18 protein-coding genes and 1 pseudogene are annotated in these 24,764 nt (G+C 68.0%); 10 read left to right on the top strand and 9 right to left on the bottom strand.

Annotated elements, in window-relative coordinates:
- Positions 1 to 344: 344 nt before the first annotated feature.
- Positions 345 to 3,128, bottom strand: coding sequence for a pitrilysin family protein (locus tag WBN46_RS16200; RefSeq protein WP_337732462.1), 2,784 nt, complete (start codon positions 3,126 to 3,128; stop codon positions 345 to 347).
- 82 nt (positions 3,129 to 3,210) lie between these two features.
- Here WBN46_RS16200 and WBN46_RS16195 point away from each other — a divergent pair, with 82 nt between their 5' ends.
- From WBN46_RS16195 to WBN46_RS16185, 3 genes are all read left to right on the top strand, one after another.
- A complete protein-coding gene (locus tag WBN46_RS16195) occupies positions 3,211 to 3,939 on the top strand; it encodes a pseudouridine synthase (RefSeq protein ID WP_337732461.1) in 729 nt (242 codons plus the stop codon).
- Between the two features lie 99 nt (positions 3,940 to 4,038).
- Positions 4,039 to 4,818 carry a cytochrome b/b6 domain-containing protein gene (locus WBN46_RS16190; RefSeq protein ID WP_337732460.1) on the top strand — a complete coding sequence of 260 codons (780 nt, stop codon included), beginning with the start codon at positions 4,039 to 4,041 and terminating at the stop codon, positions 4,816 to 4,818.
- Positions 4,819 to 4,935: 117 nt separating this feature from the next.
- Positions 4,936 to 5,382: a helix-turn-helix transcriptional regulator gene (locus tag WBN46_RS16185; protein ID WP_337732459.1), complete on the top strand. Its 447-nt coding sequence runs from the start codon at positions 4,936 to 4,938 to the stop codon at positions 5,380 to 5,382.
- Here WBN46_RS16185 and WBN46_RS16180 read toward each other — a convergent pair.
- The 3 genes from WBN46_RS16180 to WBN46_RS16170 all read right to left on the bottom strand — a co-directional run bounded on the left by WBN46_RS16180 (position 5,351) and on the right by WBN46_RS16170 (position 8,495).
- Positions 5,351 to 5,743 carry an MAPEG family protein gene (locus WBN46_RS16180; RefSeq protein WP_337732458.1) on the bottom strand — a complete coding sequence of 131 codons (393 nt, stop codon included), beginning with the start codon at positions 5,741 to 5,743 and terminating at the stop codon, positions 5,351 to 5,353. The two genes, WBN46_RS16185 and WBN46_RS16180, sit on opposite strands and share 32 nt — an antisense overlap.
- 303 nt (positions 5,744 to 6,046) lie before the next feature.
- On the bottom strand, positions 6,047 to 7,750 hold the full coding sequence (locus WBN46_RS16175) for a M28 family metallopeptidase (protein ID WP_337732457.1): 1,704 nt from the start codon (positions 7,748 to 7,750) through the stop codon (positions 6,047 to 6,049).
- An 82-nt stretch (positions 7,751 to 7,832) separates the two neighbouring features.
- Entirely contained in the window at positions 7,833 to 8,495 is a 663-nt protein-coding gene (locus tag WBN46_RS16170; protein WP_337732456.1) for a hypothetical protein, read from the bottom strand.
- Between the two features lie 166 nt (positions 8,496 to 8,661).
- Between WBN46_RS16170 and gpmI the strand changes: the two genes are divergently transcribed.
- The 3 genes and pseudogenes from gpmI to WBN46_RS16155 form a co-directional block, all read left to right on the top strand.
- The gene (gene gpmI / locus WBN46_RS16165) at positions 8,662 to 10,209 is read left to right on the top strand and encodes a 2,3-bisphosphoglycerate-independent phosphoglycerate mutase (protein WP_337732541.1); all 1,548 of its coding nucleotides are present in this window, start codon (positions 8,662 to 8,664) and stop codon (positions 10,207 to 10,209) included.
- Complete coding sequence (locus WBN46_RS16160; RefSeq protein WP_337732455.1) at positions 10,209 to 11,465, top strand: peptidoglycan DD-metalloendopeptidase family protein; 1,257 nt, start codon at positions 10,209 to 10,211, stop codon at positions 11,463 to 11,465. The genes gpmI and WBN46_RS16160 overlap by 1 nt, the downstream gene beginning before the upstream one ends.
- Positions 11,466 to 11,581: 116 nt before the next feature.
- Positions 11,582 to 12,928: pseudogene (locus WBN46_RS16155) on the top strand (S41 family peptidase); the annotation flags it as partial.
- 91 nt (positions 12,929 to 13,019) lie between these two features.
- Here WBN46_RS16155 and WBN46_RS16150 read toward each other — a convergent pair.
- Together WBN46_RS16150 and WBN46_RS16145 are read right to left on the bottom strand one after the other, a co-directional pair.
- The gene (locus WBN46_RS16150; protein ID WP_192199739.1) at positions 13,020 to 13,340 is read right to left on the bottom strand and encodes a DUF1820 family protein; all 321 of its coding nucleotides are present in this window, start codon (positions 13,338 to 13,340) and stop codon (positions 13,020 to 13,022) included.
- Positions 13,341 to 13,457: 117 nt separating this feature from the next.
- Positions 13,458 to 14,150: a rhomboid family intramembrane serine protease gene (locus WBN46_RS16145; RefSeq protein ID WP_337732454.1), complete on the bottom strand. Its 693-nt coding sequence runs from the start codon at positions 14,148 to 14,150 to the stop codon at positions 13,458 to 13,460.
- A 225-nt stretch (positions 14,151 to 14,375) separates the two neighbouring features.
- Between WBN46_RS16145 and WBN46_RS16140 the strand changes: the two genes are divergently transcribed.
- The gene (locus WBN46_RS16140) at positions 14,376 to 15,743 is read left to right on the top strand and encodes an outer membrane protein transport protein (RefSeq protein ID WP_337732453.1); all 1,368 of its coding nucleotides are present in this window, start codon (positions 14,376 to 14,378) and stop codon (positions 15,741 to 15,743) included.
- A 72-nt stretch (positions 15,744 to 15,815) separates the two neighbouring features.
- Here WBN46_RS16140 and WBN46_RS16135 read toward each other — a convergent pair whose 3' ends face one another.
- The 3 genes from WBN46_RS16135 to putA all read right to left on the bottom strand — a co-directional run bounded on the left by WBN46_RS16135 (position 15,816) and on the right by putA (position 21,408).
- A complete protein-coding gene (locus WBN46_RS16135; protein ID WP_337732452.1) occupies positions 15,816 to 16,769 on the bottom strand; it encodes an SMP-30/gluconolactonase/LRE family protein in 954 nt (317 codons plus the stop codon).
- Positions 16,770 to 16,782: 13 nt separating this feature from the next.
- Positions 16,783 to 17,943, bottom strand: a complete 1,161-nt coding sequence (locus WBN46_RS16130) for a GGDEF domain-containing protein (protein ID WP_337732451.1) — start codon at positions 17,941 to 17,943, stop codon at positions 16,783 to 16,785.
- A gap of 249 nt (positions 17,944 to 18,192) precedes the next feature.
- A complete protein-coding gene (gene putA / locus WBN46_RS16125; RefSeq protein ID WP_337732450.1) occupies positions 18,193 to 21,408 on the bottom strand; it encodes a bifunctional proline dehydrogenase/L-glutamate gamma-semialdehyde dehydrogenase PutA in 3,216 nt (1,071 codons plus the stop codon).
- A gap of 262 nt (positions 21,409 to 21,670) precedes the next feature.
- Here putA and WBN46_RS16120 point away from each other — a divergent pair, with 262 nt between their 5' ends.
- The 3 genes from WBN46_RS16120 to ctaD are packed head-to-tail and all read left to right on the top strand — an operon-like array spanning position 21,671 to position 24,759.
- A complete protein-coding gene (locus WBN46_RS16120; protein WP_337732448.1) occupies positions 21,671 to 22,147 on the top strand; it encodes a DUF2244 domain-containing protein in 477 nt (158 codons plus the stop codon).
- A gap of 18 nt (positions 22,148 to 22,165) precedes the next feature.
- On the top strand, positions 22,166 to 23,110 hold the full coding sequence (gene coxB / locus WBN46_RS16115; protein WP_337732447.1) for a cytochrome c oxidase subunit II: 945 nt from the start codon (positions 22,166 to 22,168) through the stop codon (positions 23,108 to 23,110).
- A gap of 35 nt (positions 23,111 to 23,145) precedes the next feature.
- Positions 23,146 to 24,759 (top strand): cytochrome c oxidase subunit I, encoded by a 1,614-nt coding sequence (gene ctaD / locus WBN46_RS16110; RefSeq protein WP_337732446.1) that lies wholly within the window; start codon positions 23,146 to 23,148, stop codon positions 24,757 to 24,759.
- The last annotated feature ends 5 nt before the right edge of the window (positions 24,760 to 24,764 follow it).

Below are 24,764 nucleotides of genomic sequence, written 5' to 3'. Positions count from 1 at the left end.
GTGTACAAGGCTCAATGTGAGGCGGAGGGGGCTCGCCAGGCGTTCGCGACGTTCAGGCGCGCGATGAATGTTTTTCCCTTCGCCCCGCTTGCGGGGAGAAGGTGCCCGGAGGGCGGATGAGGGGCGGGCGCGATGGTCGGGCACGCGGGATGTGTCGTCGCGGCCGCGCCTCTGGCAACAGTACGGGCGCGTTGTACGTCGCCTCTTCGTTCGCCCCTCACCCGCCTTCGGCACCCACTCCCCGCACGCGGGGAGAGGGGAACATCTGCGCGGGAAAGGATCTTCTGCGAGCGCGAAAACGAGAACGGCCCCTTGCGGGGCCGTTCCGTCTCACGTCATGTGGATTACTTCGCGGGCGCCGCCGCCGGCGCGCCGGCCTTCTTGGCGAAGTCGCCTGCCAGGAACACGCTCAACGCGTCCGGTTTGAAGTGCTTGCGGATCGCGGCGTTCACCTGGTCCACCGTCAGTGCGGCGTACTTCGCATCCAGGTCGGCGGTGAACTGCATGGTGCGACCGAAGAACAGCTGGTCGGCCAGCATGCCGGCGACGCTGCCGTCGTCCGCGCGGCCCTGCTCGCGTTCGGTCAGCATGCCGGCTACGGCGTCTTCCAGTTCCGCGACGGTGATGCCGTCCTTGACGAGTTTCGCCAGCTCTTCGCGCACCAGCGCTTCCACCTTCGCCATGTTCTCCGGCGCGGCGATGGCCTGGATGCTGAAGCTGCCGGCATCGTCCTGGCCGGTGCGGCTGTCGTCGGCGCGCACGCCGCTGGAGACGCCGTAGCTCAGGCCCTCTTGCTGGCGGATGCGATCACCCAGGCGCGACTTCAGCGCGCCACCGCCGAACACGCGGTTGGCGATCACCATCGCCGGGTAGTCCGCATCGGTGACCTTCAGCGACAGGTTGTGCCGGGCCAGCAGCACGGCATTGGGCTTGTCCGGCGTCTCGAAGCGCGCCTGCTTCGCCGCCACGCCGGTGTAGCGGGTGGCGATGGGCGCGTACGGCTTGCCGCTCTTCCAGCCGGTGAACAGCTGCTCCAGCTGCGCGCGCACGGCGGCGGGGTCGAAGTCGCCGACGATGGCGATCTCGCCGTTGGCGGTGCCGTACACGTCGCGGTGGAACGCGCGTACGTCGTCCAGCTTCAGCGCCTTCAGTTCCGCCAGCGATTCGTCCAGCGTGCGGTTGCGCAGCGGATGGCCGGCCGGCCACGGGTCGAAATACTCCGCCAGCGCGCGACCGGCGATCGCCCCCGGCTCCTGCCGCGAGGCTTCCATGCCGGTCAGTGCCTGCAGGCGCAGCTGTTCGAACTCGCTTTCAGGGAACGCCGGATTGCGCAGGACGTCGGCGGTCAGCGCCAGGGCATCGGCCAGGTGTTCGCGACGCGTCTGCAGGCCGATGCTGGCACCCTGCAGGCTTCCGCCCACGCTGCCCTGCGTCTTCAGCTGTTCAAGTCGCTGGTCGATCTGTTCGCGCGTCATCGTCTTGCTGCCGCGCATCAGCATGGCGCCGGCCATGCCGGCGGCACCTTCGCGGCCGGTGAGCGCGGCCTCATCGGCGAAACGGAAGTTGGCATCGACGATCACGGTGCCGCCACGGGTCTTCTTCGGCAGCAGCGAGACTTTCAGGCCGTCGCCCAGCGTGAAGGTCTGGGTTCTTGCTTCGATGTTCTTCGGCGAGGGATCGAACTGCTCGCCGGCGCTGACGGCGGTACCGCCGGTGTAGCCGTCCACCAGCGATGCGACCGCGGGCGCGGCCGGGATCTCCACCCGCTCCGGGGTGGTGGTGGGAATGAAACGGCCCAGCGTGCGGTTGCTCGACTTCAGGTACGCGGCAGCGACGCGGTTGACATCGTCGGCGGTGACCTTCGCGATGGCGTCGCGACTGGTGAACAGCAGGCGCCAGTCGCCGGCGGACTGGAACTCGGACAGGCCCATGCCCACGGCATTGACGTCGGTGAAGTACAGGTCGTAGGCGTTGCCGATGCGCTGCTTCGCCTCGTCCACTTCCTGCTGCGTGACCGGGCGGGTGGCGAGCTGCTCGACCTGCTTCAGCAGTTCGGCTTCGGTCTTCGCGGCGTCGCCGTCGTTGGGCACCACGGCCACCACGGTCAGCAGTCCGGGGTCGCGCATGGATTCGCCGTTGGCGCCGCTGCCAGCGGCAAGCTTGGTTTCCACCAGCGCCTTGTGCAGGCGGCCACCGGGCGTGTGTCCCAGCACGTTGGCCAGCACGCTGAGCGGCGCGTTGTCCGGATGCGCCACCGCCGGAGCGTGGTAGGCGGCCGCGACCAGCCGCAGGTTGCCGACGCGGCGCACGGTGACTTCGCGCTCGCCATCCTGCGCCGGTTCCTGGGTGTAGAAGCGGGGCAGCGGGCGGGTGGGTTTCTTCAGTGCGCCGAAATGGCGCGCGACGCGGGCGAGCGCGTCGGTGGTGTCCACGCGGCCGGCGAGGATGAGGGTGGCGTTGTCGGGCTGGTACCACTGCCGGTAGAACGCCTGCAGCTTGTCGATCGGCACGCCCTCCACGTCGCTGCGTGCGCCGATGGTGGTGTTGCCGTAGTTGTGCCACAGGAACGCCGTCGAGCGGATGCGCTGGAACAGCACGCCACCGGGGCTGTTCTCGCCCGCTTCCAGCTCGTTGCGGACCACGGTCATCTCGCTGTCGAGGTCCTTCTTGGCGACATTGGAGTTGACCATGCGGTCGGCTTCCATCTTCAACACCCACTCGAGGGTGTCGGTGTTGGCCGGGAACGAAGCGAAGTAGTTGGTGCGGTCCAGACCGGTGGTGGCGTTGAAGTCGATGCCGCGTTTCTTCATCTCGCCGCTGATGTCGGACTGCGTGGGCGTGCCCTTGAACAGCAGGTGCTCAAGCAGGTGCGCCATGCCGGTCTCGCCGTAGTTCTCGTGCACCGAACCCACGCCATAGACCAGGTTGACGGTCACGGTGGGCTTGGTGGCATCGGGGAACACCAGCACGCGCAGGCCGTTGGACAGCGTGTACTCGCTGATGCCTTCGATGCTGGGGCCGGCGGTGATGCCCTTGGGCAACGCGGGCGCGGCGTAGAGGCTCGCGGGCTGGCCCAGGGCAAGCGCCACGGCCAGGCCGAGTGCGACAATGAAACGGGGTGACTTCATCCACAATCCTCCATCAGGGCCGCGTGCGTCCATCGCGTGCGGCGAACCCCGAGTTTCGCAGATTTGGAAGGCACGCAGATTCATGGATTACGGTGAGACGAAAGCGGGCGATGGCGCGTTGCCCGTGCTGTATGCCGATGCGCAGATCGCGGTGGTCAACAAGCCCGCGGGCGTGATGGCGCACGACAGCAAGCTGGCCGGTGGGGAAACGGATTTCGTCGCCGATCGGCTGCGCATGCAGTTCGGCCGCCCCATCTTCCTGATCCACCGGCTGGACCGCGCCACCAGCGGTTGCCTGCTGGTGGCATTCGACCGCGACAGCGCATCGACGCTGGGCAAGGTGTTGATGTCGCGCGAGGTGGAGAAGGATTATCTGGCCGTGTGCCGCGGCTGGCCGGAGCCGGACTTCATCGTCGACCATCCACTGGATGGAGGCCCCGGCAAGCCGGACAAGAAGCCATCGGTGACGCGCTTCGTGCGCTTGGCGACGGGTGAGCTGCCACTGCCCTCCGCCGGCTTCGAGACCTCACGCTACGCGCTGCTGCGTTGCCAGCCGGAGACAGGCCGCTTCCGCCAGATCCGCCGGCACCTGAAGCACGCGTTCCATCACCTGATCGGCGACACCAGCCATGGCGATGGCCGCCACAACCGGAACTTCCGCATGCAGGGCGTGCACCGCATGCTGCTGCACGCGGTGCGGCTGTCGTTCCCGCATCCGGTCACGGGCGAACGCATCGAAGCGGTGGCGCCGCTGGATGCGGAATTCCGCAAGGCGTTCGCCCTGTTCGGATGGGAAGAGGACCTGCGCTGATCCGGTAACGCCTTGATGCGGCGGGCATGCGGCATTTGTCCGATGACGTCGCAGCGCGTTGTCGCGAAGGTGGGGCTCCTTTCCCCGGAGCGCGCCGCCATGTCTTCTCCCCGCATCTACGACCTGCCCACGCGGGTTTTCCACTGGACCTTCGCCGGCCTGTTCGTCGCCGCGTACGCCATCGGCAGTACGCTCGATGACGAGTCGCCGCGGTTCGTGGTGCACATGCTGGCCGGTGGCCTGCTGGCGACGGCGGTGCTGCTGCGCCTGGTGTGGGGGGTGGCGGGAACGCGGCACGCCCGGCTGTCGGATTTCAGCCTGAGCCCTGCCGCGCTGGTGGGCTACTTGCGTGGCGTGCTGTCCGGTCAGGCGCGGACATGGGCGGGACACAACCCCGCCTCCAGCTGGGCGGCGCTGGTGATGATGGGCCTGGGCCTGGGCATGGCGGCCACCGGACTGGCGATGGTCGCGGGCGTGGCGCCGCATGCGGTCGAGGAGGTGCACGAGGTGCTCGCCAACGCCTTCCTGGCTGTGGCGCTGCTGCATGTGGCGGGCGTGCTGGTGCATGTAATGCGACACCGCGATGCCCTCCCGTTGAGCATGGTGAATGGGCGCAAGCGCGGCATTTCCGCCGCGGAGACCGACGTGCGTCCGCACGCGGGTGTGGCGCTGGCGTTCGTCGCGGTGTTGGTGGCGGTGGGCGCAGGCGTGGCGAGTCGCTACGATGCCAGCCGTGGCCGTGTCACGCTCTTCGGCCAGACGCTGATGCTCCATGAGGCGGATGCGGGTTCCGGAGAAAGGAGCGGGGCCGACGAAGAGCAGGCCGAACATGAAGCGCATGCGCGCGGGGAGCGGGCCGAGGATGTCCCCCACGGTTGACCGTCGTCCCATGCATGGCAGCGAACGCGGCGTCATTGCGGGCGTCCTGCTGTTGATCGCATTGCTGGTGGTGACGGATGTCATGGGCGCCTGCGGCAGGGCGCGTCCGCCTGGCACGTGGCGCTGGAAATCCTCGCGGCCGGGCTGGCTCTGCTGGGCGCCGTGCACCTGTTGCGCAGCACGCTGCGCCTGCGCCGCCGCCTGGTGCGGCAGGCGGAAGACCTCAGCCAGGTGCGTGCACAGGCCGAGGCCTGGCGTCAGCAGGCACGACGCCATGTGGAAGGACTGTCGCGCTCGATCGATGCGCAGTTGGATGGATGGCACCTGTCGCCCGCCGAGAAGGAGGTTGCCTTCCTGTTGCTGAAGGGCCTCGGACTGCGCGAGATCGCGGATCTGCGCGGCACGCACGAGAAGACGGTGCGCGCGCAATCGGCCTCGATCTACGCGAAGGCAGGGCTGGCCGGTCGCTCGGAGCTGGCTGCGTTCTTCCTGGAAGATCTGCTGGTACCGCGTGCCGTCCTTGATCCAGGCCTCAAGCCACCCGCAGCGCCGCCAGCACCATGAGGCCCACGGCGCATAGCATGCCGAGCAGCCAGACCAGGCTGCGCAGCGATTGTTTGTCCGCCAGGTAGAACACGCCATGCAGGACGCGTGCGGCAACGAAGCCCAGCGCCAGCGGCGTCACCGTCTCAGCCGGCACGCCGGCCAGCTGTGCCATCAGCACGCCGGCGACGAAGGCGGGGAATGCCTCGAAGCCATTGAGATGCGCCGCATTGGCGCGCTGCACCTTGTAGTTGCCTTCCTGCTTGGCGATCCAGGCGCGCGGGTTGCGGTTGTTGTAGCGCTCGCCCGACCGCTTGGCGATGAAGACCCACAGATACGGCAGCAGCGCGGTGACCAGGATGCACCAGTAGGCGATGGACATGAGCGGTTTCCCTCCGAGGATGCCGCAGGGTAGTGCGTACGGCAGTGGGGCGTCCATGGGCGGTTGCCCTCTCCCTGCGCAGCGGGGAGAGGGTGCCGAAGGCGGGTGAGGGGCGAACGGAGGCATCATCTTGGATCTGCGCGCTCGCATTGCCGAGTTCGACGATGGCGGAGAGACATCGCACGGAACATCACCGTGCTCGCCCCTCATCCGCCCTTCCGGGCACCTTCTCCCCGCAGGCGGGGAGAAGGAACAAAAACGGCGCCTTTCGGCGCCGTCTTCGTATCGCTTGGTGCAGCCGGCTTACTTCTTCGCCGGTTCCGCCTTCATCATCGTGTCGCGCGCGGCCTTGAACGGGTTGCCGTCATACCAGTTCGGCCACGTGTCGGCCACGGCCAGGTCCTTGCCCACGCCGTACAGCGCCTGCAGGTCCTGCACCACGCCGTCCAGCTTCCAGCCTGCGTGCACTTCGTCGCTGGCCTGGTGGTAGCGCTTGGCGTATTCCTCGCTCGCTGCCTTGCCGGCGTCGACGCCGCCGTCCAACAGGTCGTTGCCACCCTTGGCATACAGCGCGGGCACGCCGGCCTTGGCGAAGTTGAAGTGGTCGCTGCGGAAGTAGTAGCCGCCGGCCGGGTTGCCTTCCTCGGCGAGCACGCGGCCCTGCTGGTCGGCGTAGACCTTCAGCATGTCCTCAAGCTGCGAGTTGCCCTTGCCGGTGACGACGAAGTCGCGCGACTTGCCGCCGACGCTCATGGCGTCGAGGTTGATCACGCCGGCGATCTTGTCGAGCGGGAAGGTCGGGTGCGCGACGTAGTACTTGGAACCCAGCAGGCCGGATTCCTCCAGGGTCACCGCCACGAACACCACCGAACGCGCTGGCTTGGGATCCTGGTGGGCGAACGCTTCGGCGATCTCCAGGATGCCGGCCACGCCGGTGGCGTTGTCGACGGCACCGTTGTAGATGTTGTCGCCTTCCTCACCCTCGTGCTTGCCCAGGTGGTCCCAGTGCGCCATGTACAGCACGGCTTCGTCGGGCTTGCTGCTGCCCGGCAGCACGCCGATGACGTTGCGCGAGGTCTTCTCGGTGATGCTGCTCTTCAGCGAGGCGGACAGCTGTGCCTTCAGCGGCACCGGCTTGAAGCCGCGCTTGCCGGCGCTGGCGTAGGCCGCGTCCAGGTCCACGCCGGCATCGGCGAACAGCTGCTTGGCCGCTTCCGCGCTCAGCCAGCCCTGCAGCGGGATGCGCTTCTCCGGATCATCCTTGGCGGGCAGGTCGTACTGCGGCCCGGCCCAGGAGTTCTTCACCACGTCCCAGCCATAGCTGGCGCCGGGCGTGTCGTGCACGATCAGGGCGGCGGCGGCGCCCTTGCGCGCGGCTTCCTCGAACTTGTACGTCCAGCGGCCGTAGTAGGTCATGCGGTTGCCGCCGAACAAGGCTTCGTCCTTGGCGTGGAAGCCGGGATCGTTGACGAACATCACCACGGTCTTGCCGGTCCAGTCCTGGCCGGCGTAATCGTTCCACTTCTGCTCCGGTGCATCGACGCCATAGCCGACGAACACCAGCTCGCTGGCGTCCAGCTTGACCTCGGTCTCGCCGGTACGGGTGCCGATGACGTAATCGGTGCCGAACTTCAGGTCGCGCTTGCCGGCGGACGTGGTCAGCGACAGCGTGGTCGCGGCCTCGTCGGCGGTGGTCTCCACCATCGGCACGTCCTGGAAATAGCTGCCGTTGTTGCCCGGCTGCAGGCCGATGCGCTTCATCTGCGCTTCGAGATAGGCGGTGGTCTTCTCTTCGCCGACCGAGCCGGGCGCGCGGCCTTCGAACTCGTCCGACGCCAGCGCGTTCACCATGTCGGCGAAGTCGCCCTCGGTGATGTCGGCGGTAAAGGTGTGCGCCGCGGCGGGCGGCGTGGCGGCTTCGGGCGCGGGGGCCGGGGCCTCGGCTTCGCGCTTGCATGCCGTCAGTGCGACGGAAGCGGCAAGCAGCAGCATCAACTTGCGGGACATCGGGATTCCTCAACGAAAGGAATCCCGATTCTAGCGGCAATGGACAGGCCGGGCCTGTGCCATGTGCCGCGGTCCGCCGTCCTTACTCGGTCGGGGCCCTGTCGGTGCTGTACGGCGTGGCCGTGGCGCCGGTCACCGGGCCGGTCTTCGCACTGCTGTGCACGTACAGGGTGACCGGGCGCTCGAACACCAGCGCGCCTTCGACGACGGCGTTCGGTCCGATGATGATGCGCGGGGGACGCTTGCTGTCGGTGTTGAAGAAGCCGGTGGACTTCTGCACGCGCAGGCCGCCGCGCACATGGGACCCCACGCCCACGGTGATGTCGCCGCGCACGGTGTGGATGCTGCCGCTGACCTGGGTGGCGACCAGGCCGATGGCGCCATTGACGGTCTCGATGTCGCCGCCGATCACGCCGCCGTGGTCGATGAAGATGCTGCCGTTGACGGTTTCGACGTCCTTGCGGATCTGCACGTCCTTGCCGGCACGGACGGAGCCGTTCACGGTTTCCAGCGAATCCACGCGTGCCTTGTCGCCCACGTTGATGCTGCCGTTGACGGTGCTGGCATCCTCGGCGGTGGCGCCATCCCCGATGCGGATGCTGCCGTTGACGGTGTCCAGGTCGGCATAGGTCTGGCCGGCCTCGGCGGTGACACTGCCGTTCACCTTGGAGATCTCCTGTTGGGCCAGCGCGGGCGTGGCAGCCAGAGCCAGGGTCAGCAGCAGGACGGTGCGGGTACGGGTCATGGGGTCATCCTTCGGGTGGTGTTGATGACTGTGATGCGCGCGGGGAGGGAAAGGTTTAGCCCGGCCGTCATCGGGGACGCCATGGCACCACGCTTCGCTACAATCGTCACCTGCCTGAAGTCACTGGAATCCTGCCGTGTCCGCATCCCCCCCGCCTGAAGACAACATGCGCGTGAAGCGTCCCAAGCCCGTCGTGCTGCTGATCCTGGATGGCTGGGGGCATCGCGAAGATCCCGCCGACAACGCGCTGGCGCAGGCCACGCTGCCGAACTGGCACCGCCTGCTGGCGAACGCCCCGCACACGCTGATCCACACCGAAGGCCGCCATGTGGGCCTGCCCGACGGGCAGATGGGCAATTCGGAAGTGGGGCACATGAACCTGGGGGCGGGCCGCATCGTCTACCAGGACCTGACCCGCATCGACGCTGCCATCGAGGACGGCAGCTTCTTCGCCAATGCCCAGCTTGTCGCCGCCTGCGAGGCGGCCAAGGCCGCAGGCAAGACGTTGCACGTGTTCGGCCTGCTGTCGCCGGGCGGCGTGCACAGCCATGAACTGCACATTTTCGCGATGCTGGACCTGGCCAAGCGCCAGGGCGTGCCGCGCGTCGCGGTGCACGCCTTCCTGGATGGCCGCGACACACCGCCGAAGTCGGCCGAACCCAGCCTGCGCGCGCTGCAGGACCTGTGTGCGGAACTCGGCAACGCGCACATCGCCTCGGTCAGCGGCCGCTACTACGCCATGGACCGCGACAAGCGCTGGGACCGCCTGCGCCTGGCGTGGGACGCGATGGTGGACGCCCGCAGCGACCACCATGCCGCCAGCGGCGTGGCCGCGCTGGAAGCCGCGTATGCGCGCGGCGAGAACGATGAGTTCGTCCTGCCCACCGTGATCGACGGCGCCCAACCGATGGCCGACGGCGATGCCGTGGTCTTCATGAACTTCCGCGCCGATCGCGCGCGCCAGTTGACGGCGGCGTTCGTGTCGCCCGCGTTCGACGGCTTCGATGCACGCAAGCCGTCGCTGGCCCGCTTCGTCTGCCTGACCGAGTACGACGCCAGGCTGCCCGCGCCGGTGGCGTTCGCGCCGGACGACCTGCGCCAGACCTTCGGCGAACTGCTGGCGGACGCGGGCCTGACCCAGTTGCGCATCGCCGAGACGGAGAAATACGCGCACGTGACGTTCTTCTTCAGCGGCGGACGCGAGGATGTGTTCGCCGGCGAGGAACGCATCCTGATCCCCAGCCCGAAGGTCGCCACCTACGACCTGCAGCCGGAAATGAGTTGTCCCGAACTGACCGCGAAGCTGGTGGAGGCCATCGGCTCGGGCCGCTTCGACGCCATCATCTGCAACATCGCCAATCCCGACATGGTCGGACACAGCGGCGACCTGCATGCCGCGATCCTCGCCGCGCAGGCGGTGGACGTGGCCATCGGCGAAGTGGATGCCGCCGTGCGCAAGGCCGGTGGTGCGCTGCTCATCACCGCCGACCACGGCAACCTGGAAATGATGCGCGATCCGGCCACCGGCCAGCCGCACACCGCACACACGGTCGGCCCGGTGCCGCTGGTCCTCGTGTTGCCAGAAAGCGCGGGCCAGCGTGCGGTGACGTTGCGCAGCGGGGGTGCGTTGCGCGACGTGGCGCCGACGCTGCTGGATCTGCTGGGCCTTGCGCAGCCGGCCGACATGAGCGGCCGCAGCCTGATCGGCGCCTGATGCCCAGCCGCGCGCGCACTGCGTTCACCGCGCTCCTGCTCGCCGGGCTGGCCGTCGCGGCGGTTGCGCCGGCGCAGAATCCGCGCGAGACCGAACGCAAGCTGGAGCGCGTGCGCAGCGAGCTGAAGTCGATCGCGCAGGAGCGCCGCAAGCTGGAAGGCGAGCGTGGCACGGCGTCGCGCCAGCTGCGCGATGCGGACGAGCAGGTCGGTCGCACGACGCGGTCGCTGTCCGAGACCGAAGCGGCCCTGCGCCGCGAGGCCACCGCGCTGCAGGCGCTGCAGCAGAAGCGCGATGCCATGCAGGCGCAGCAGGCGTCGCAGCGCCGGCAGCTCACGGCACTGGTGCGTGCGGCCTACCAGCAGGGCGACGACGCCCCGTTGAAGGTGCTGCTGTCGCAGGACCGCGTAGCCGATGCGAACCGCTTGCTGGCCTACCACCGCTACGTGCAGCGGGACCAGGCGCGGCGCATCGCGACATTGAACACCGAGCTGGCGGCACTGGACCAGGTGGAGCGCGACATCGTGGCCCGTCGCACCGAACTGGACACGGCGCGGGCAAGGCAGCGCGAGCAGGTCTCGCAACTGGAGAAGGCCCGCAGGACACGCGCGAGCCTGGTCGCGGACCTGGACGAGCGATACCAGGATCGTGCCGCAAAGGAAAAGGCGCTGGGACAGGACGCGCGTTCGCTGCAACGCCTGCTGGACAACCTGCGCGCCGCAGCTGCGCGTGCCGAGACCGAACGTCGTGCCGCCGCACGCCGCGAAGCTGCTGCGGCAGCGGCACAGAAGCGCGACAGTGCCGGTACCGCGTCACGCAGTACGCGCACCCCGCCTGCGCCGCGTCCGGCCGTGGCCTCCGCACCTCCGCTGAAAGTCGGCGGTCTGGGCTGGCCGGTATCGGGCAGCCTGTTGGCGCGCTATGGCGGACGCATGCCCGATGGTCGCGCCAGCACCGGCGTGCTGATCGGCGCACCTTCGGGCACGCCGGTCACGGCGGTGGCGGACGGTACCGTGGTGTTTTCCGAATGGATGACGGGGTACGGCCTGATCCTGATCCTCGATCATGGCAATGGCTACATGAGCCTGTACGCGCACAACGACAGCCTGCTGAAGGACAGCGGCGAACGGGTCAAGCGGGGTGATGCGGTGGCGCGTGTGGGCACGTCGGGCGGACAGGGCCAGGCTGCGCTGTACTTCGAGCTGCGCCGCAACGGCCAGCCGGTCGACCCGGCATCGTGGCTGCAGCGGCGATGAACAGGGCGCCGGGCCCTAACCCGGCTTGAACAAACGGGCCAGGTGGCTTCGCGCATAATCCGGTGAACTTCGCGCCCGTGCGCGAAGTCCCATCAAGCCCCTCCTGGAGCGTCTGCATGCCGCTGCGTCTTTCCCTGGCCACCCTGACCGTCGCCCTGTTCGCGTGCATGCCGGCGTGGGCGCAGCAGCAGGCGCCACTGCCGGAGACGCCGCCGGTGGTCGCGCCCAGCGACGATCCCGATGCCGCGGAAAACGCCCCGTCGAAAGTGCCGCTGGACGAGATCCGCCGCTACGTGGCCGTGTTCAATGCGGTCAAAGAGGCGTATGTCGAACCGGTCGAAGACCGCGAACTGATGCAGTCCGCCATCCGGGGCCTGTTGCTGGACCTGGATCCGCACAGCACCTACTTCGACAAGGAAGATTCCGACGCCTTCGACGAACAGGCCACCGGCGCCTACGAAGGCATCGGCGTGGAACTGCAGCAGCAGCCCGACCGGACGCTGCTGGTGGTGTCGCCGATCGACGACACGCCCGCCGCGAAGGCGGGCATCAGGTCCGGCGACGTCATCACCGCCATCGACGGCAAGCCGATCAGCGCCGAAGACGGCATGGAGCCGCTGCGTGGCGCGCCGGGCAGCCGGATCGTGCTGACGATCCTGCGCGATGGCACGCCCAAGCCGTTCGACGTGACCCTGGTGCGGGACACCATCCGCATCACCAGCGTGCGCAGCCGCGTGCTGGAGCCGGGCTACGGCTACGTTCGCATCAGCGCATTCCAGACCGACACCGCCGCCGATTTCCAGAAGCAGGTGGACAGGCTGCAGGAGAACGGGAAGCTGCGCGGACTCGTGCTGGACCTGCGCAGCAATCCGGGTGGACTGCTGCTGGCGGCAGTGCAGGTGGCCGACGACCTGCTCGACAAGGGCAACATCGTCAGCACCCGCGGGCGGATGTCGATCAGCGACTCCAAGTTCGATGCCACGCCGGGCGACCGTTTGAACGGCGCGCCCGTGGTGGTGCTGGTGGACGCAGGCTCGGCCAGCGCCTCTGAAGTGCTGGCCGGCGCGCTGCGCGACAACAAGCGCGCGCGCGTGGTGGGCAGTCGCACCTTCGGCAAGGGCTCGGTGCAGACGGTGCTGCCGCTCGACAACGGCGATTCGGTCAAGCTGACGACTGCGCGCTACTACACGCCCAGCGGCAAATCGATCCAGGCCAGCGGCATCGTGCCCGACGTGGTGGTCAAGCCGGAACAGGATGGCAAGCCGGGCACGGCGATCGGGCCGGATGGCCAGCCGTACATCACCGAGGCCACGCTGCCCGGTCATCTGCGCGGCGACGAAGAAGGTGCGGCCGGCTACACGCCGGGTGACGTGCTCGACGGTGATGCGCCGATCACGGCGGCGCTGGTCGAACTGAAGAAGGTGGTCGCCACGGCGCGGGCGCCCTCGAGCCAGCAGCGGCGTTGAGCGTCGGCGGGCCTGGGCGCGACATCCGTCGCGAGGCCGGATGCGTGCATCGCGACGGAGGCCGCTCCATCGGAAGCGGCAGGCGCGCCTAGCGCGGCTTCGCCGGCATCGGGAACGGTGTCACCACTTTCTCGCCGGTGGCCGCGTCGCGGATCGCCGACTGGCCTTTCCGCTCCACCTCTTCCACCCGGATGATGCTCTGCATCGGCAGGTGCAGGACCTTGGTGTTGCCGAACTCGTCGCGCAGGCGTTCTTCGGTGGGGTCCACCACCAGGCCTTCGTGCACGTCGAACACCAGTTCGCCCACCTCGGTGAATCCCCACAGGCTGCTCGCCGCCACCTTGCGCGCGTACAGCTCGTAGACCTTGGTGTGGTTGTGGAAGGTGACCTTGTAGAGCGTGGTTTTCATGCAGCGGATTATACGGAGTGCGCTGCATGCGGCCGGCACCCGTCGACAGGCGGGCCCGCTTCCGTTCCCGGTGCAAGCCGGGATGACGACGGGCATCGTGGGCGGCAGGTGGCCTCTTCAGTATCCCTGCCGCTTGCGCATCCGCCGTGCGATGGCGGCGCGCACGAACAGGGCGAACACCACGCCGAACAGGAAGCCCGCGATGTGCGCCGACCACGCCACGGTGCCGAAGGCGGGGCCCGTGTAGGCGAAGACCACCTGCAGCAGTGCCCAGATGCCGATCAGGAGCGAGGCCGGCGCCTTCACGAATTCGAGGAACAGGCCCAGCGGCAGCACCACGCCCAGCTTGGCGGTGGGGAACAGGGCCAGGTAGGCGCCGATGACGGCGGAGATCGCACCGCTGGCGCCGATGATGACGCGGTCGGGTGTTCCGATGCTGAGCACGGCGGCGACGTTCGCCACGGCACCGCCCACGAGGAACAGCAGCAGGAACCGCCACGGCCCCATCGCCCGTTCCGCGGGCAGGCCGAAGATCAGCAGGAACACCAGGTTGCCCAGCAGATGCGCCCAGTCCGCATGCAGGAACAGCGCGGTGAACAGGCGCAGCACCGTGCCGCGCTGCAACGACGCCAGCCAGACCTCCGGCGCCACCATGCCGCCGGTCAGCGCCCCCCATTGGGTCAGCAGGTAGCTCTGCGCGGCCTCCCCGAGGGTCAACGCCCAGCAGAAGGCGGCGGACAGGACCACCAACAGGGTCGGCGTGGCCCAGCGGACGGGCGGTTTCCGGCGGGACGGGAGGGAAACGAACATGCGTCGGCACTCTACCCGCTCACTGCCGGACTGCCCATGGTGCGTCGCGGCGAAACTGAATAGGGGCAATGACTTACGACGGATTGTTAGAGTTTAGTTAGCAGGTATACTGCATACGGCGTCGTATGTCGGGAGGGGCTTCCGGCAGGCCGAACGGGTGGACCACAACACCCGCGGCCATGGACGACGCAGGCGCTTTTACCCACGTCTCCGGAGAAATCATTCATGGAATTTGCAAAGAACATCACCCGCGTTTCGGCGCTGGCGCTCGGTATCGCAGGCGTGCTCGCCTATGGTGACGTACACGCCGCCGCCTTCCAGCTGAAGGAAAACAGCGTCAAGGCCCAGGGCCGCGCGATGGCCGGTGCGGCCTCCGCCAAGGGCGACGCCTCGGTCGTGGTCAACAACCCGGCCGTCATGTCCACCTTCACCGAGCGCACCCTGCAGGCCGACGTCACCGCGATCGACCTGTCCTACGAATTCGAAGGCAGCGGCACCGCCGCGACCGGCACCCCGTTCCAGCAGCCGCTGACCGGCGGCAACGGTGGCGACGCCGGTGACGTGGCCGCCGTGCCGGCCGCTTCCTTCATCCTGCCGCTGAGCGGCGATTTCGAATACCTGACGCTGGGCATGATGATCAGCGCGCCGTTCGGCCTGAAGACCGACTACGACGATGGCTGGAAGGGCCGCTACCACGCCCTGGAATCGGACGTGAAGATCGTCGACCTGACCCTGGCGGCATCGCTCGAACTGAGCGACCGTTTCTCGGTCGGTGCGGGCTTCATCTACGAGCACGCCGACGTCACCCTGTCCAACGCCGTCGACTTCGGCACCGTCATCTGCGGCCGCAGCCCGGCTGCCTGCGTGGGCCCGACGGCGCAATTCGGTCCGCAGCGCAACGACGGTTTCGCCAGCATCAACGGCACCGACAACGGCTTCGGCTGGATCGTCGGCATGAACTGGCGCCCGACCGACAAGCTGTCGCTGGGTTACTCGCACCGCTCCGAGATCGACCATGAGCTGGACGGCGACGCGGTGTTCGAAGTGCCTGCCAACGTGCGTGCCGCGCTCGGCAACGGCGTCTTCATCAGCGGTGGCGGCGGTGCCGATCTGACCACGCCGGCCATCGATGCCTTCAGCGCCACCTACTACGCCACCGATCGCTTCACCGTGATGGCCGAAGCCACCCGCACCGACTGGTCGTCGCTGCAGGAAATCCGCATCGAGTTCGACAACCCCGCGCAGCCCGACTCGGTCGAGGACTACAGCTGGGACGAGAACTGGTTCTATTCGATCGGCGGCGAGTACAAGTTCAGCGACAAGTTCACCTTCCGCGCCGGCGTGGCGCGCGACGACTCCCCGGTCAGCCGTCCGCACCGCACTCCGCGCCTGCCCGACCAGGACCGCATGTGGTACTCGCTGGGCATGACCTGGAACGTGTCCGAGCATTTCGAGCTCAGCGCCAGCTACGTCAAGATCGACATCGTCGATACCCCGGAAGTGGACCTGACCAACAGCACGCGCGCGCGCCTGGTGGGCGACTTCGAGGGCGGCGCCGACCTGTTCGGTGTGGCGATGCAATACAAGTTCTGATCGCGGCACGGATCCGAACCACGAAAAACCCCGCCTCGGCGGGGTTTTTCATTGCCTTCCTGCATCACCGGATCAATACGGAAGACCGGCGACCGGCAGTTCGATCGACCACAGGCTCGCGGCGCCGGTCAGGAACAACGTGCGCCGGTCTTCGCCGCCGAACGCGGCATTGGTGATGTTGGCGTCCACGCGGATCGTGGCCAGCACGTCACCCGCGGGAGAGAACACGCGCACGCGCTGTTGGCCGTGTTCGGTGACGTAGATGTTGCCCAGGCAATCCAGCGTCAGGCCGTCGCCGCCGGTGATGCGCGCCAGGTCGCGGCCCGGGCCGGGCACGCCGTCGCGCAACGGATAGGCGCGCAACACGTCGCCATCGCCGGTTCCGCCTGCCACGTACAACGTGCTGCCATCCGGCGACAGCGCGATGCCATTCGGATTGCGCAGGCTGTCGTCCACCACCGTTGTCACGCCCTCGTGGTGGCGATACACGCGGGTGAGGGGCTGGCCACCGGGCGCGGCCTTGCGCTGGTAGTCGGGATCGGTGAAGTAGAGGGTGCCGTCGGCAGCCATCACCAGGTCGTTCGGGGAGTTGAACGGCGCGCCGTCGAACGTCGACACCAGCGGCGTGCGCGAGCCGTCGGCCAGGTCCACCCGCGCCACCTGCTTGCGGTCGTGGGCGGCGGCGATGAGGCGGCCGTCCGTATCCAGCGCGAGCCCGTTGCTGCCGCTGTCCTCGACCACGGTTTCCCAGCGGTCCGGCGGGGTGAAGCGGCGGATGCGCGAGGGGAAGCGGCCGTTGTGGACGAAGTCCGACAGATACAGCGCGCCGTCGCGCCACACCGCGCCTTCGTACAGGCGCTCTTCGCTGTCGTCCGCGCGTGCAGCGGCCACGCGCGCGGCGGTGAGGTCGCCGGTCGGCGCATGGCCGGGATCGGCCGGGCACGCGGAAGCGTGGGCCGATGCCTGCGCCAGGGGAGTGGCGAAGCAGGCAAGCAGGGCAAGAGCAAGTCGGCGGTAGCGCGGCATGGCAGTCCTCGGGTCAGGCGGGCAGCCAGCGTACCTCGATCCGGTTGCGGCCTTTGTGTTTGGCGGCATAGAGCGCTTCGTCCGCGAGCCGCATCAGGGTGTCGTAGGGCGCGTTGCGGTCGGCGGCGAACGACACGCCCAGGCTGACGGTGATGCGGATTCCCGCCCCGACCGGAGCGAATTCAAGCGCCATCACCTGCTGGCGGATGCGTTCGGCCAGGGCCTGCGCGGTTTCGGCCTGCGTGTCGCGCAGGACCAGCATGAACTCCTCTCCCCCCAGGCGCGCGAACAGGTCGTCGCCGCGGATACAGCTGCGCACGACATCGGAGAAGCGCTGCAGCACCAGGTCGCCCGCTTCGTGGCCATGATCGTCGTTGACGGCCTTGAAGTGGTCCAGGTCCAGTGCGATCACGGCCAGCCCGTGCTCGGCGGCATGCCGCCCGCTGCGGGCCTGCAGTTCGTTGTCCAGGCCGCGGCGATTGAGCGCACCGGTGAGCGGATCGAACAGCGCGCCACGCCGCAGCGGTTCGGCCGCGCGGAAGCTGGCCAGCATCAGCATGCAGAAATTGAGCATGAACCAGATCGACAGGTCCAGGTTCACCCAGACCGGATTGGGGCCATAGCGCCCGGTCAGTGCGGCGAGCAGGTCGCCGCCATACAGCCACAGCAACACGAAACAGCCGGTGATCATGAGCCTGGCCGGCACATGGTCGGGCGCGCTGCGCAGCGCCAGCAGGTGCCGGATCATCACCGCCAGCACGATGACTTCGGTGGCGCTCATCGCAGCGCCCTGCGCGTCAACGCCGCCGCCCGCCACCGCGCCGACCAATGAGAAGCCGATGCACAGCGGCAGCAGCGCACGTTCCCACCCTGTCAGCGCGCGCTGCTGCACGAACTGGATGATCGACCAGGCCAGGCCGGCAAGGCCGGCGCAGGCCAGCAGGCCACCCAGGCTGGCAATCGCTTGCGCGAGCGACGCGTCACCGGCGCGCACCAGCATCTGCGCGGTGCCGTCCAGCATCGCGGCGCCGAGGGAATACAGGAAATGCGCCACGCCCCAGGTGGCGATGCCGCGCACGCCGCGCGAGACCCTGCCCACGTAGAAGAAGAGCGCGAGCAGCACGGCGGCGAGGGCGGAGTCGCTGAGCAGCAGGTTGTAGAAGTCGGTCGTCATGCGCGGGGGCCCTGCTGGCCGTGAAACTCCTTGTCGACGCTAGAACGCAGGATGTGGATCAATCCGGCAGGCGGGATCGGCTGATGTTCACGCAGGCAGGGTGAAGGTCCAGCGACGGGTGGGGTGGGGACAGCATCGCCTGCCGATGCCCGGGCAAGCAGTGCCGTGGGTCATGCCCAAAGAAAAGCCCCGCCGGAGCGGGGCTGTGCATGCAACGTGGGAGCTGCCGATGCGTGGCAGCGCCCGGGCTCAGTCGCCGAGCGTCAGCAGCGAGGCGTTGCCGCCTGCGGCGGTCGTGTTGACGGTGACCGTTTTCTCGGTAGCGAAGCGCGGCAGGTAGTGCGGGCCGCCGGCCTTCGGACCGGTGCCCGACAGGCCCTGGCCACCGAACGGCTGCACGCCGACCACCGCGCCGATCTGGTTGCGGTTGACGTACACGTTGCCGACCTTCACGCGTGCAGCGATGCGGTCGATGGTTTCGTCGATGCGCGAGTGCACGCCCAGGGTCAGGCCGTAACCGGTGGCATTGATCTGGTCGATCACCGCATCCAGCTGGTCGGCCTTCCAGCGCACCACGTGCAGGGCCGGTCCGAAGATTTCCTTGTGCAACTGGTCCAGCGACTTCAGTTCCCACGCGCGCGGCGCGAAGAACGTGCCGTGCGCCGTTTCCTCACCTGCGTTCGCCTGCTTGATCAGGCGCGCTTCGGCCGCCATGCGCACGGCATGGTCGTCTAGGATTTTCAGCGCGTCAGCGTCGATCACCGGACCCACATCGGTCGAGAGCAGGCCGGGGTCGCCGATCTTCAGCTCGTCCATCGCGCCGGCCAGCATCGTCATCACCTTGTCGGCGATGTCGTCCTGCACGAACAGCACGCGCGCGGCCGAGCAGCGCTGGCCTGCGGAGGTGAACGCCGAACCCATCGCGTCCTTGACCAGCTGCTCCGGCAGTGCGGAGGAGTCGGCGATAAAGGCGTTCTGGCCACCGGTTTCGGCGATCAGCGTGGCGATCGGGCCGGCGACGCGGCCGGCGAGCGCGCGGTTGATGGCGCGCGCGGTGTCGGTGGAACCGGTGAAGGCTACGCCGGCCACGCGCGGGTCCTTGGTCAGCGCGGCGCCGACGGTGGCGCCGTCGCCGGGCAGGAACTGCAGCACGGCTTCCGGAATGCCGGCTTCGTGCAGCAGCTTCACCGCCGCGTGGCCGATCAGGTTGGTCTGTTCGGCCGGCTTGGCGATCACGCTGTTGCCGGCGGCGAGCGCGGCGCTGACCTGGCCCAGGAAGATCGCCAGCGGGAAGTTCCACGGGCTGATGCAGACGAACACGCCGCGGCCCTGCAGCTGCAGCTGGTTGGATTCGCCGGTCGGGCCGGGCAGCTGTTCCGGTGCGCCGAACTGCGCGCGCGCCTGAGCGGCGTAATAGCGCAGGAAGTCCACCGCCTCGCGCACTTCGGCGACGCTGTCGGGGATGGTCTTGCCGGCTTCCTTCACGCACAGCGCAATGTAGTCGGGCAGGCGCTGCTCCAGCAGGTTCGCGGCGTGCTCGAGGATGGCGGCGCGGCTGGCGGCCGGCGTGCGGTCCCATGCCGGCTGTGCGGCGACAGCGTTCGCCAGCGCCTTCTCGACGGTGCCGCCGTCGGCGGGCTGCCACTCGCCGACGATCTGGCGGCGGTCGGCCGGGTTGGTCACCGGCAACGCCGCGCTCGACACGACGGCGCCCGGCACCAGCGGCGCGGCGCGCCACGGCTTGACCGCCGCGTTGATGCGCTCGGCCAGCGCGCGCAGGTCGTTGTCGTTGGCGAGGTTGGCGCCCATGGAGTTGTTCCTGTCAGAAGAAGCGATGGGAGCCGGCTGGCTCCGGAAAAGATCGACCGGCAGCGGGATGCGCGGGTGCGGGATGGATTCGAATTCCGACACGGTCTGCACCGGGTCGCGCACGAGGTCCTCGATGGCCACGTTCTCGTCGGTGATGCGGTTGACGAAGCTGCTGTTGGCGCCGTTCTCGAGCAGGCGGCGCACCAGGTACGGCAGCAGGTCCTCGTGCGAGCCGACCGGTGCGTACACGCGGCACGGCGTATCGAGGCGGTGCTTCGGCACCACTTCGGCATACAGGTCGTCGCCCATGCCGTGCAGCTTCTGGTGCTCGTAAGGACGGCCGTTGGCGATGAAGCGGATCGCGGCGATGGTCTGCGCGTTGTGGGTGGCGAACATCGGGTACAGCGCATTGCCTTGGTCGAGCATGCGGCGCGCGTTGGCGAGATAGGACACGTCGGTGTTCGGCTTGCGCGTGAACACGGGATAGCCCGGATGGCCATCGATCTGCGCGCGCTTGATCTCGGCATCCCAGTAGGCGCCCTTGACCAGGCGCACCGGCATGCGGCGACCGACGCGGCGGGCGAGGTCGGCGAGGAAGTCGATCACGTACGGCGTGCGCTTCTGGTAGGCCTGCACGGCCAGGCCGTAGCCTTCCCAGCCATCGAGCGAGGCATCGGAGAACGTGGCCTCGATCAGGTCCAGCGACAGCTCCAGGCGGTCGGCCTCTTCGGCGTCGATGGTGAAGCCGATGCCGTAGGACTTGGCGAGTTGCGCCAGTTCGAGGATGGCCGGGGCCAGTTCCTTCATCACGCGGGCGCGCTTGGCGTGCTCATAGCGCGGGTGCAGCGCGGACAGCTTGATCGAGATGCTGGGCGCGGCGAACACGTCGGCGAAGGGGCCGGTGCGACCGATCGCATGGATCGCCTGGCGATAGGCCTCCAGGTAGCGGGCGGCGTCCCGGGTGGTCAGCGCGCCCTCGCCCAGCATGTCGAAGGAATAGCGGTAGTCGGCGTTCTCACCCTTGCGGCTGCGCGACAGCGCTTCGTCGATGGTGCGGCCCATGACGAACTGGTGGCCCATGATCCGCATGGCCTGGCGCACGGCCAGCCGGATCACCGGCTCGCCCACGCGGCCGACCAGGCGCTTGAACGCGCCCGGCACGTCGGCGCGGGTCAGGTCGTTCAGGTTGACCAGCTTGCCGGTCAGCATCAGGCCCCAGGTGGAGGCGTTGACCAGCACGGAGTCGCTCTGGCCCAGGTGCCGCTCCCAGTCCGCGTCGCCCAGCTTGTCGCGGATCAGCTTGTCGGCGGTCTCCTGGTCCGGGATGCGCAGCAGGGCCTCGGCCACGCACATCAGCAACACGCCTTCGTCGCTGCCGAGGTCGTACTGGCGCATGAAGGCTTCGATGGCGCCCTGGTCCTGTGCGCGGGCGCGGACCCGCTTCACCAGGTCCACTGCAAGCCGTTGCGCCTGGATCTGCTCGTTGGCCGGCAGGCGCGCCTGCTCCAGCAGTTCGCGGACATGTCCGGTCTCGTCGCGCAGCCAGGCGGCGGTGATCGCGGCGCGCAACGGAGACGGCGGAGCGGGGATTTCGGGGGAAATGATGCGGCCGGCCGGCGGAACGGCGGGCGACGGGACAGGCGAGGGTGTCGACATGACGGCAGGGCAGTCCAAAGGCAGTCCACTAGTTTAGGCCCGTGCGCGCGGCCCGGATATGCCCGCCGTTGCCCGCTTGCGGGGGTTGCCCGTCCTCCTGCGCCCTGCGGTGACGGCGGTCGCGGAATGCATCCGCGGATGCCGGATGAGGTTCGCGCGGCCGGGCCGAGCACCTTGTCCTGGATCAATGAAACTTGCCGCAAAGTGTGGCGGGAGCTACCATTTAACGGTTTTCCGCAGCCCGGATCGTGTGGCGGGCGACATGATCGAAGTGGTGCCGTCATCGTGGGACGGACACGGCGCGCAGCTCAGGCTGCGGCCGCCGCGGGCGCTGACGCGCCGCCAGTTCGTGATGTTGTTCGTGGCGCTGTCGGGCGCGATGTGGATCGTCGCCATGCTGGGCTGGTGGGGAGGCAATGCCTTCGCGCCGGCTTTTGCATTGCTCCATTCGGCCATCCTGGCCACGGCGCTGCGCGTGCTGTGGCGCAGTGGCGACCGGAGGGAAGACATCAGCATCGGTCCCGACGCGGTGGAGGTCACCACCTCCGTGTCAGGGGCGGTGTTCCGGGCGCATCCCTATTGGGTGCGCCTGTGCATCGAGCGGGATGGCGAAAGGATTTCGCTGGCCTCCAGCGGCAGGCAGGTCCAGGTGGGCAACTTCCTGGGGCCGGCCGAACGCCGGGAGCTGGCGGACAGATTGCAGGATTTACTGGCGGCCGCGAGTGGCCGCAACCGATGACGCATTGGGGTCTAGGCAATGACGCAAGTGAATGGGATGTGGAAGCGGTTGATGACGGCGTGCACGCTGCTGGCAATGCCGGCGCTGGCCTGGGCGCAGTCGGCGGACCCGAAGCCGTGGCAGCTGAACATGGGCAAGGGCGTGACGGCGTCGTCGCAGCATGCCTATGACGCGCACATGATCGCGCTGTGGGTCTGCATCGTCATCGGCATCATCGTGTTCGGTGCGATGGGCTACGCGATGTTCAAGTTCCGCCATTCCAAGGGCGCGGTGCCGGCACAGTTCAGCCACAACACCACGGCCGAGATCATCTGGACCGTCATCCCGGTGCTGATCCTGGTGGTCATGGCCTGGCCGGCGACCGCCAAGCTGATCGCCATGTACGACACCCGCGATTCCGAGATGACCGTCAAGGTCACCGGCTACCAATGGATGTGGAAGTACGAATACCTGGGCGAGGGCGTGGAATTCACCAGCCGCCTGGACCGCGAGTCCGACCGCCTGCGCCAGAACAAGGCGACGACGCAGGAAGAGATCAAGGCGCACCCGCACTACCTGCTGGACGTCGACAACCAGCTGGTGCTGCCCACCAACACCAAGATCCGCTTCGTGATCACCGCCGACGATGTCATCCACGCGTGGTGGGTGCCGGCACTGGGCTGGAAGCAGGACGCCATCCCGGGCATCGTCAACGAGGCCTGGACCGACATCAAGGAACCGGGCATCTACCGCGGCCAGTGCGCCGAGCTGTGCGGCAAGGACCACGGCTTCATGCCGATCGTCGTGAAGGCGGTGCCGAAGGCCGAGTACGAGCAGTGGCTGGCCTCGAAGAAGCCCGCCCCGGCTGCCGCCCCCGCCCCGGCCGCGCCGGTGGAAGAGGCCGCGCCGGCCGACGCCACGACGGCCCCGGCCGTTGACGCCGCCCCCACCGCCGAGACCCCCGCGCCGTCGGCGCAGGGTTGATCGACCGCCCGCATCAGCTGCAAGAGATTACGCACATGGCCAACACCGCCGTCGATCATCATGACGATCACCACGGTCACCAGCAGAGCTTCATCGAGCGGTGGTTCTTCTCCACGAACCACAAGGACATCGGCACGCTCTACCTGATCTTCAGCTTCATCATGTTCATCATCGGCGCGGGCATGTCGGTGGTGATCCGTGCCGAGCTGATGGTGCCGGGCCTGCAGCTGGTCAGCCCCGAGTTCTTCAACCAGATGACCACGGTGCATGCGCTGGTCATGATCTTCGGTGGCGTGATGCCGGCGTTCGTCGGCCTGGCCAACTGGATGATCCCGCTGCAGGTGGGCGCGCCGGACATGGCGCTGCCGCGCATGAACAACTGGTCCTTCTGGATCATGCCGTTCGCCTTCACCCTGCTGCTCAGCTCGCTGTTCCTGCCGGGCGGCGCGCCGGCCGGTGGCTGGACGCTGTACCCGCCGCTGTCGCTGCAGGGCGGCGCGAACGTGGCGCTGACCATCTTCGCCATCCACATGATGGGCGTCAGCTCGATCATGGGCGCGATCAACATCATCGCCACGGTGCTCAACATGCGCGCACCGGGCATCGACCTGCTGAAGATGCCGATCTTCTGCTGGACCTGGCTGATCACCGCGTTCCTGCTGATCGCGGTGATGCCGGTGCTGGCGGGCGCGGTGACCATGCTGCTGACCGACAAGTTCTTCGGCACCAGCTTCTTCAACGCGGCCGGCGGCGGCGACCCGGTGATGTACCAGCACATCTTCTGGTTCTTCGGTCACCCCGAGGTCTACATCATGATCCTGCCGGCGTTCGGCGTGGTGTCGGAAATCATCCCGACCTTCAGCCGCAAGCCGTTGTTCGGCTACCAGGCCATGGTGTACGCGACCGCCTCGATCGCGTTCCTGTCGTTCATCGTGTGGGCGCACCACATGTTCACGGTGGGCATGCCGCTGGGTGGCGAGATCTACTTCATGTTCGCCACCATGCTGATCGCCATCCCGACCGGCGTGAAGGTGTTCAACTGGGTCAGCACGATGTGGAAGGGCTCGCTGAGCTTCGAAACGCCGATGCTGTGGGCCGTGGGCTTCGTGATCCTGTTCACCATCGGCGGCTTCTCTGGCCTGATGCTGGCCATCGTGCCGGCGGACTTCCAGTACCACGACACCTACTTCGTGGTGGCGCACTTCCACTACGTGCTGGTGACCGGCGCGCTGTTCTCCATCATCGCCGCCACCTACTACTGGTGGCCGAAGTGGACCGGCCGCATGTACAACGAGTTCTGGGGCAAGTTCCATTTCTGGTGGACGATCGTGTTCGTCAACCTGCTGTTCTTCCCGCAGCACTTCCTGGGCCTGGCCGGCATGCCGCGCCGCATCCCGGACTACAACCCGGTGTTCGCGGACTGGAACTTCATCAGCTCGATCGGTGCGTTCGGCATGTTCCTGACGCCGTTCATCATGGCCGCGATCCTGTGGTCTTCGCTGCGCAGCGGCAAGAAGGCCGAAGCGCGTGCGTGGGAAAACGCGAAGGGCCTGGAATGGACCGTGCCGTCGCCCGCGCCGCACCACACGTTCACCACGCCGCCCGTCATCAAGGACGGCGACCTGGCGCACGGCGACGTGACGCACTGAGACGG

Source organism: Pseudoxanthomonas sp. CCNWLW251 (assembly GCF_037402255.1).
Lineage (GTDB): Bacteria > Pseudomonadota > Gammaproteobacteria > Xanthomonadales > Xanthomonadaceae > Pseudoxanthomonas_A.
This window is presented reverse-complemented; position numbering and strand designations above follow the sequence as displayed.

Bases quoted from the DNA above. Each gene is read 5' to 3' on its own strand.
- WBN46_RS16160 (WP_337732455.1), top strand. From the start codon at position 10,209: ATGCCCAGCCGCGCGCGCACTGCGTTCACCGCGCTCCTGCTCGCCGGG.
- WBN46_RS16135 (WP_337732452.1), bottom strand. From the start codon at position 16,769: ATGCCGCGCTACCGCCGACTTGCTCTTGCCCTGCTTGCCTGCTTCGCC.
- gpmI (WP_337732541.1), top strand. From the start codon at position 8,662: ATGCGCGTGAAGCGTCCCAAGCCCGTCGTGCTGCTGATCCTGGATGGC.
- coxB (WP_337732447.1), top strand. From the start codon at position 22,166: ATGACGCAAGTGAATGGGATGTGGAAGCGGTTGATGACGGCGTGCACG.
- WBN46_RS16130 (WP_337732451.1), bottom strand. From the start codon at position 17,943: ATGACGACCGACTTCTACAACCTGCTGCTCAGCGACTCCGCCCTCGCC.
- WBN46_RS16175 (WP_337732457.1), bottom strand. From the start codon at position 7,750: ATGTCCCGCAAGTTGATGCTGCTGCTTGCCGCTTCCGTCGCACTGACG.
- ctaD (WP_337732446.1), top strand. From the start codon at position 23,146: ATGGCCAACACCGCCGTCGATCATCATGACGATCACCACGGTCACCAG.
- putA (WP_337732450.1), bottom strand. From the start codon at position 21,408: ATGTCGACACCCTCGCCTGTCCCGTCGCCCGCCGTTCCGCCGGCCGGC.
- WBN46_RS16120 (WP_337732448.1), top strand. From the start codon at position 21,671: ATGATCGAAGTGGTGCCGTCATCGTGGGACGGACACGGCGCGCAGCTC.
- WBN46_RS16200 (WP_337732462.1), bottom strand. From the start codon at position 3,128: ATGAAGTCACCCCGTTTCATTGTCGCACTCGGCCTGGCCGTGGCGCTT.
- WBN46_RS16190 (WP_337732460.1), top strand. From the start codon at position 4,039: ATGTCTTCTCCCCGCATCTACGACCTGCCCACGCGGGTTTTCCACTGG.
- WBN46_RS16180 (WP_337732458.1), bottom strand. From the start codon at position 5,743: ATGTCCATCGCCTACTGGTGCATCCTGGTCACCGCGCTGCTGCCGTAT.
- WBN46_RS16140 (WP_337732453.1), top strand. From the start codon at position 14,376: ATGGAATTTGCAAAGAACATCACCCGCGTTTCGGCGCTGGCGCTCGGT.
- WBN46_RS16170 (WP_337732456.1), bottom strand. From the start codon at position 8,495: ATGACCCGTACCCGCACCGTCCTGCTGCTGACCCTGGCTCTGGCTGCC.
- WBN46_RS16150 (WP_192199739.1), bottom strand. From the start codon at position 13,340: ATGAAAACCACGCTCTACAAGGTCACCTTCCACAACCACACCAAGGTC.
- WBN46_RS16145 (WP_337732454.1), bottom strand. From the start codon at position 14,150: ATGTTCGTTTCCCTCCCGTCCCGCCGGAAACCGCCCGTCCGCTGGGCC.
- WBN46_RS16195 (WP_337732461.1), top strand. From the start codon at position 3,211: ATGGATTACGGTGAGACGAAAGCGGGCGATGGCGCGTTGCCCGTGCTG.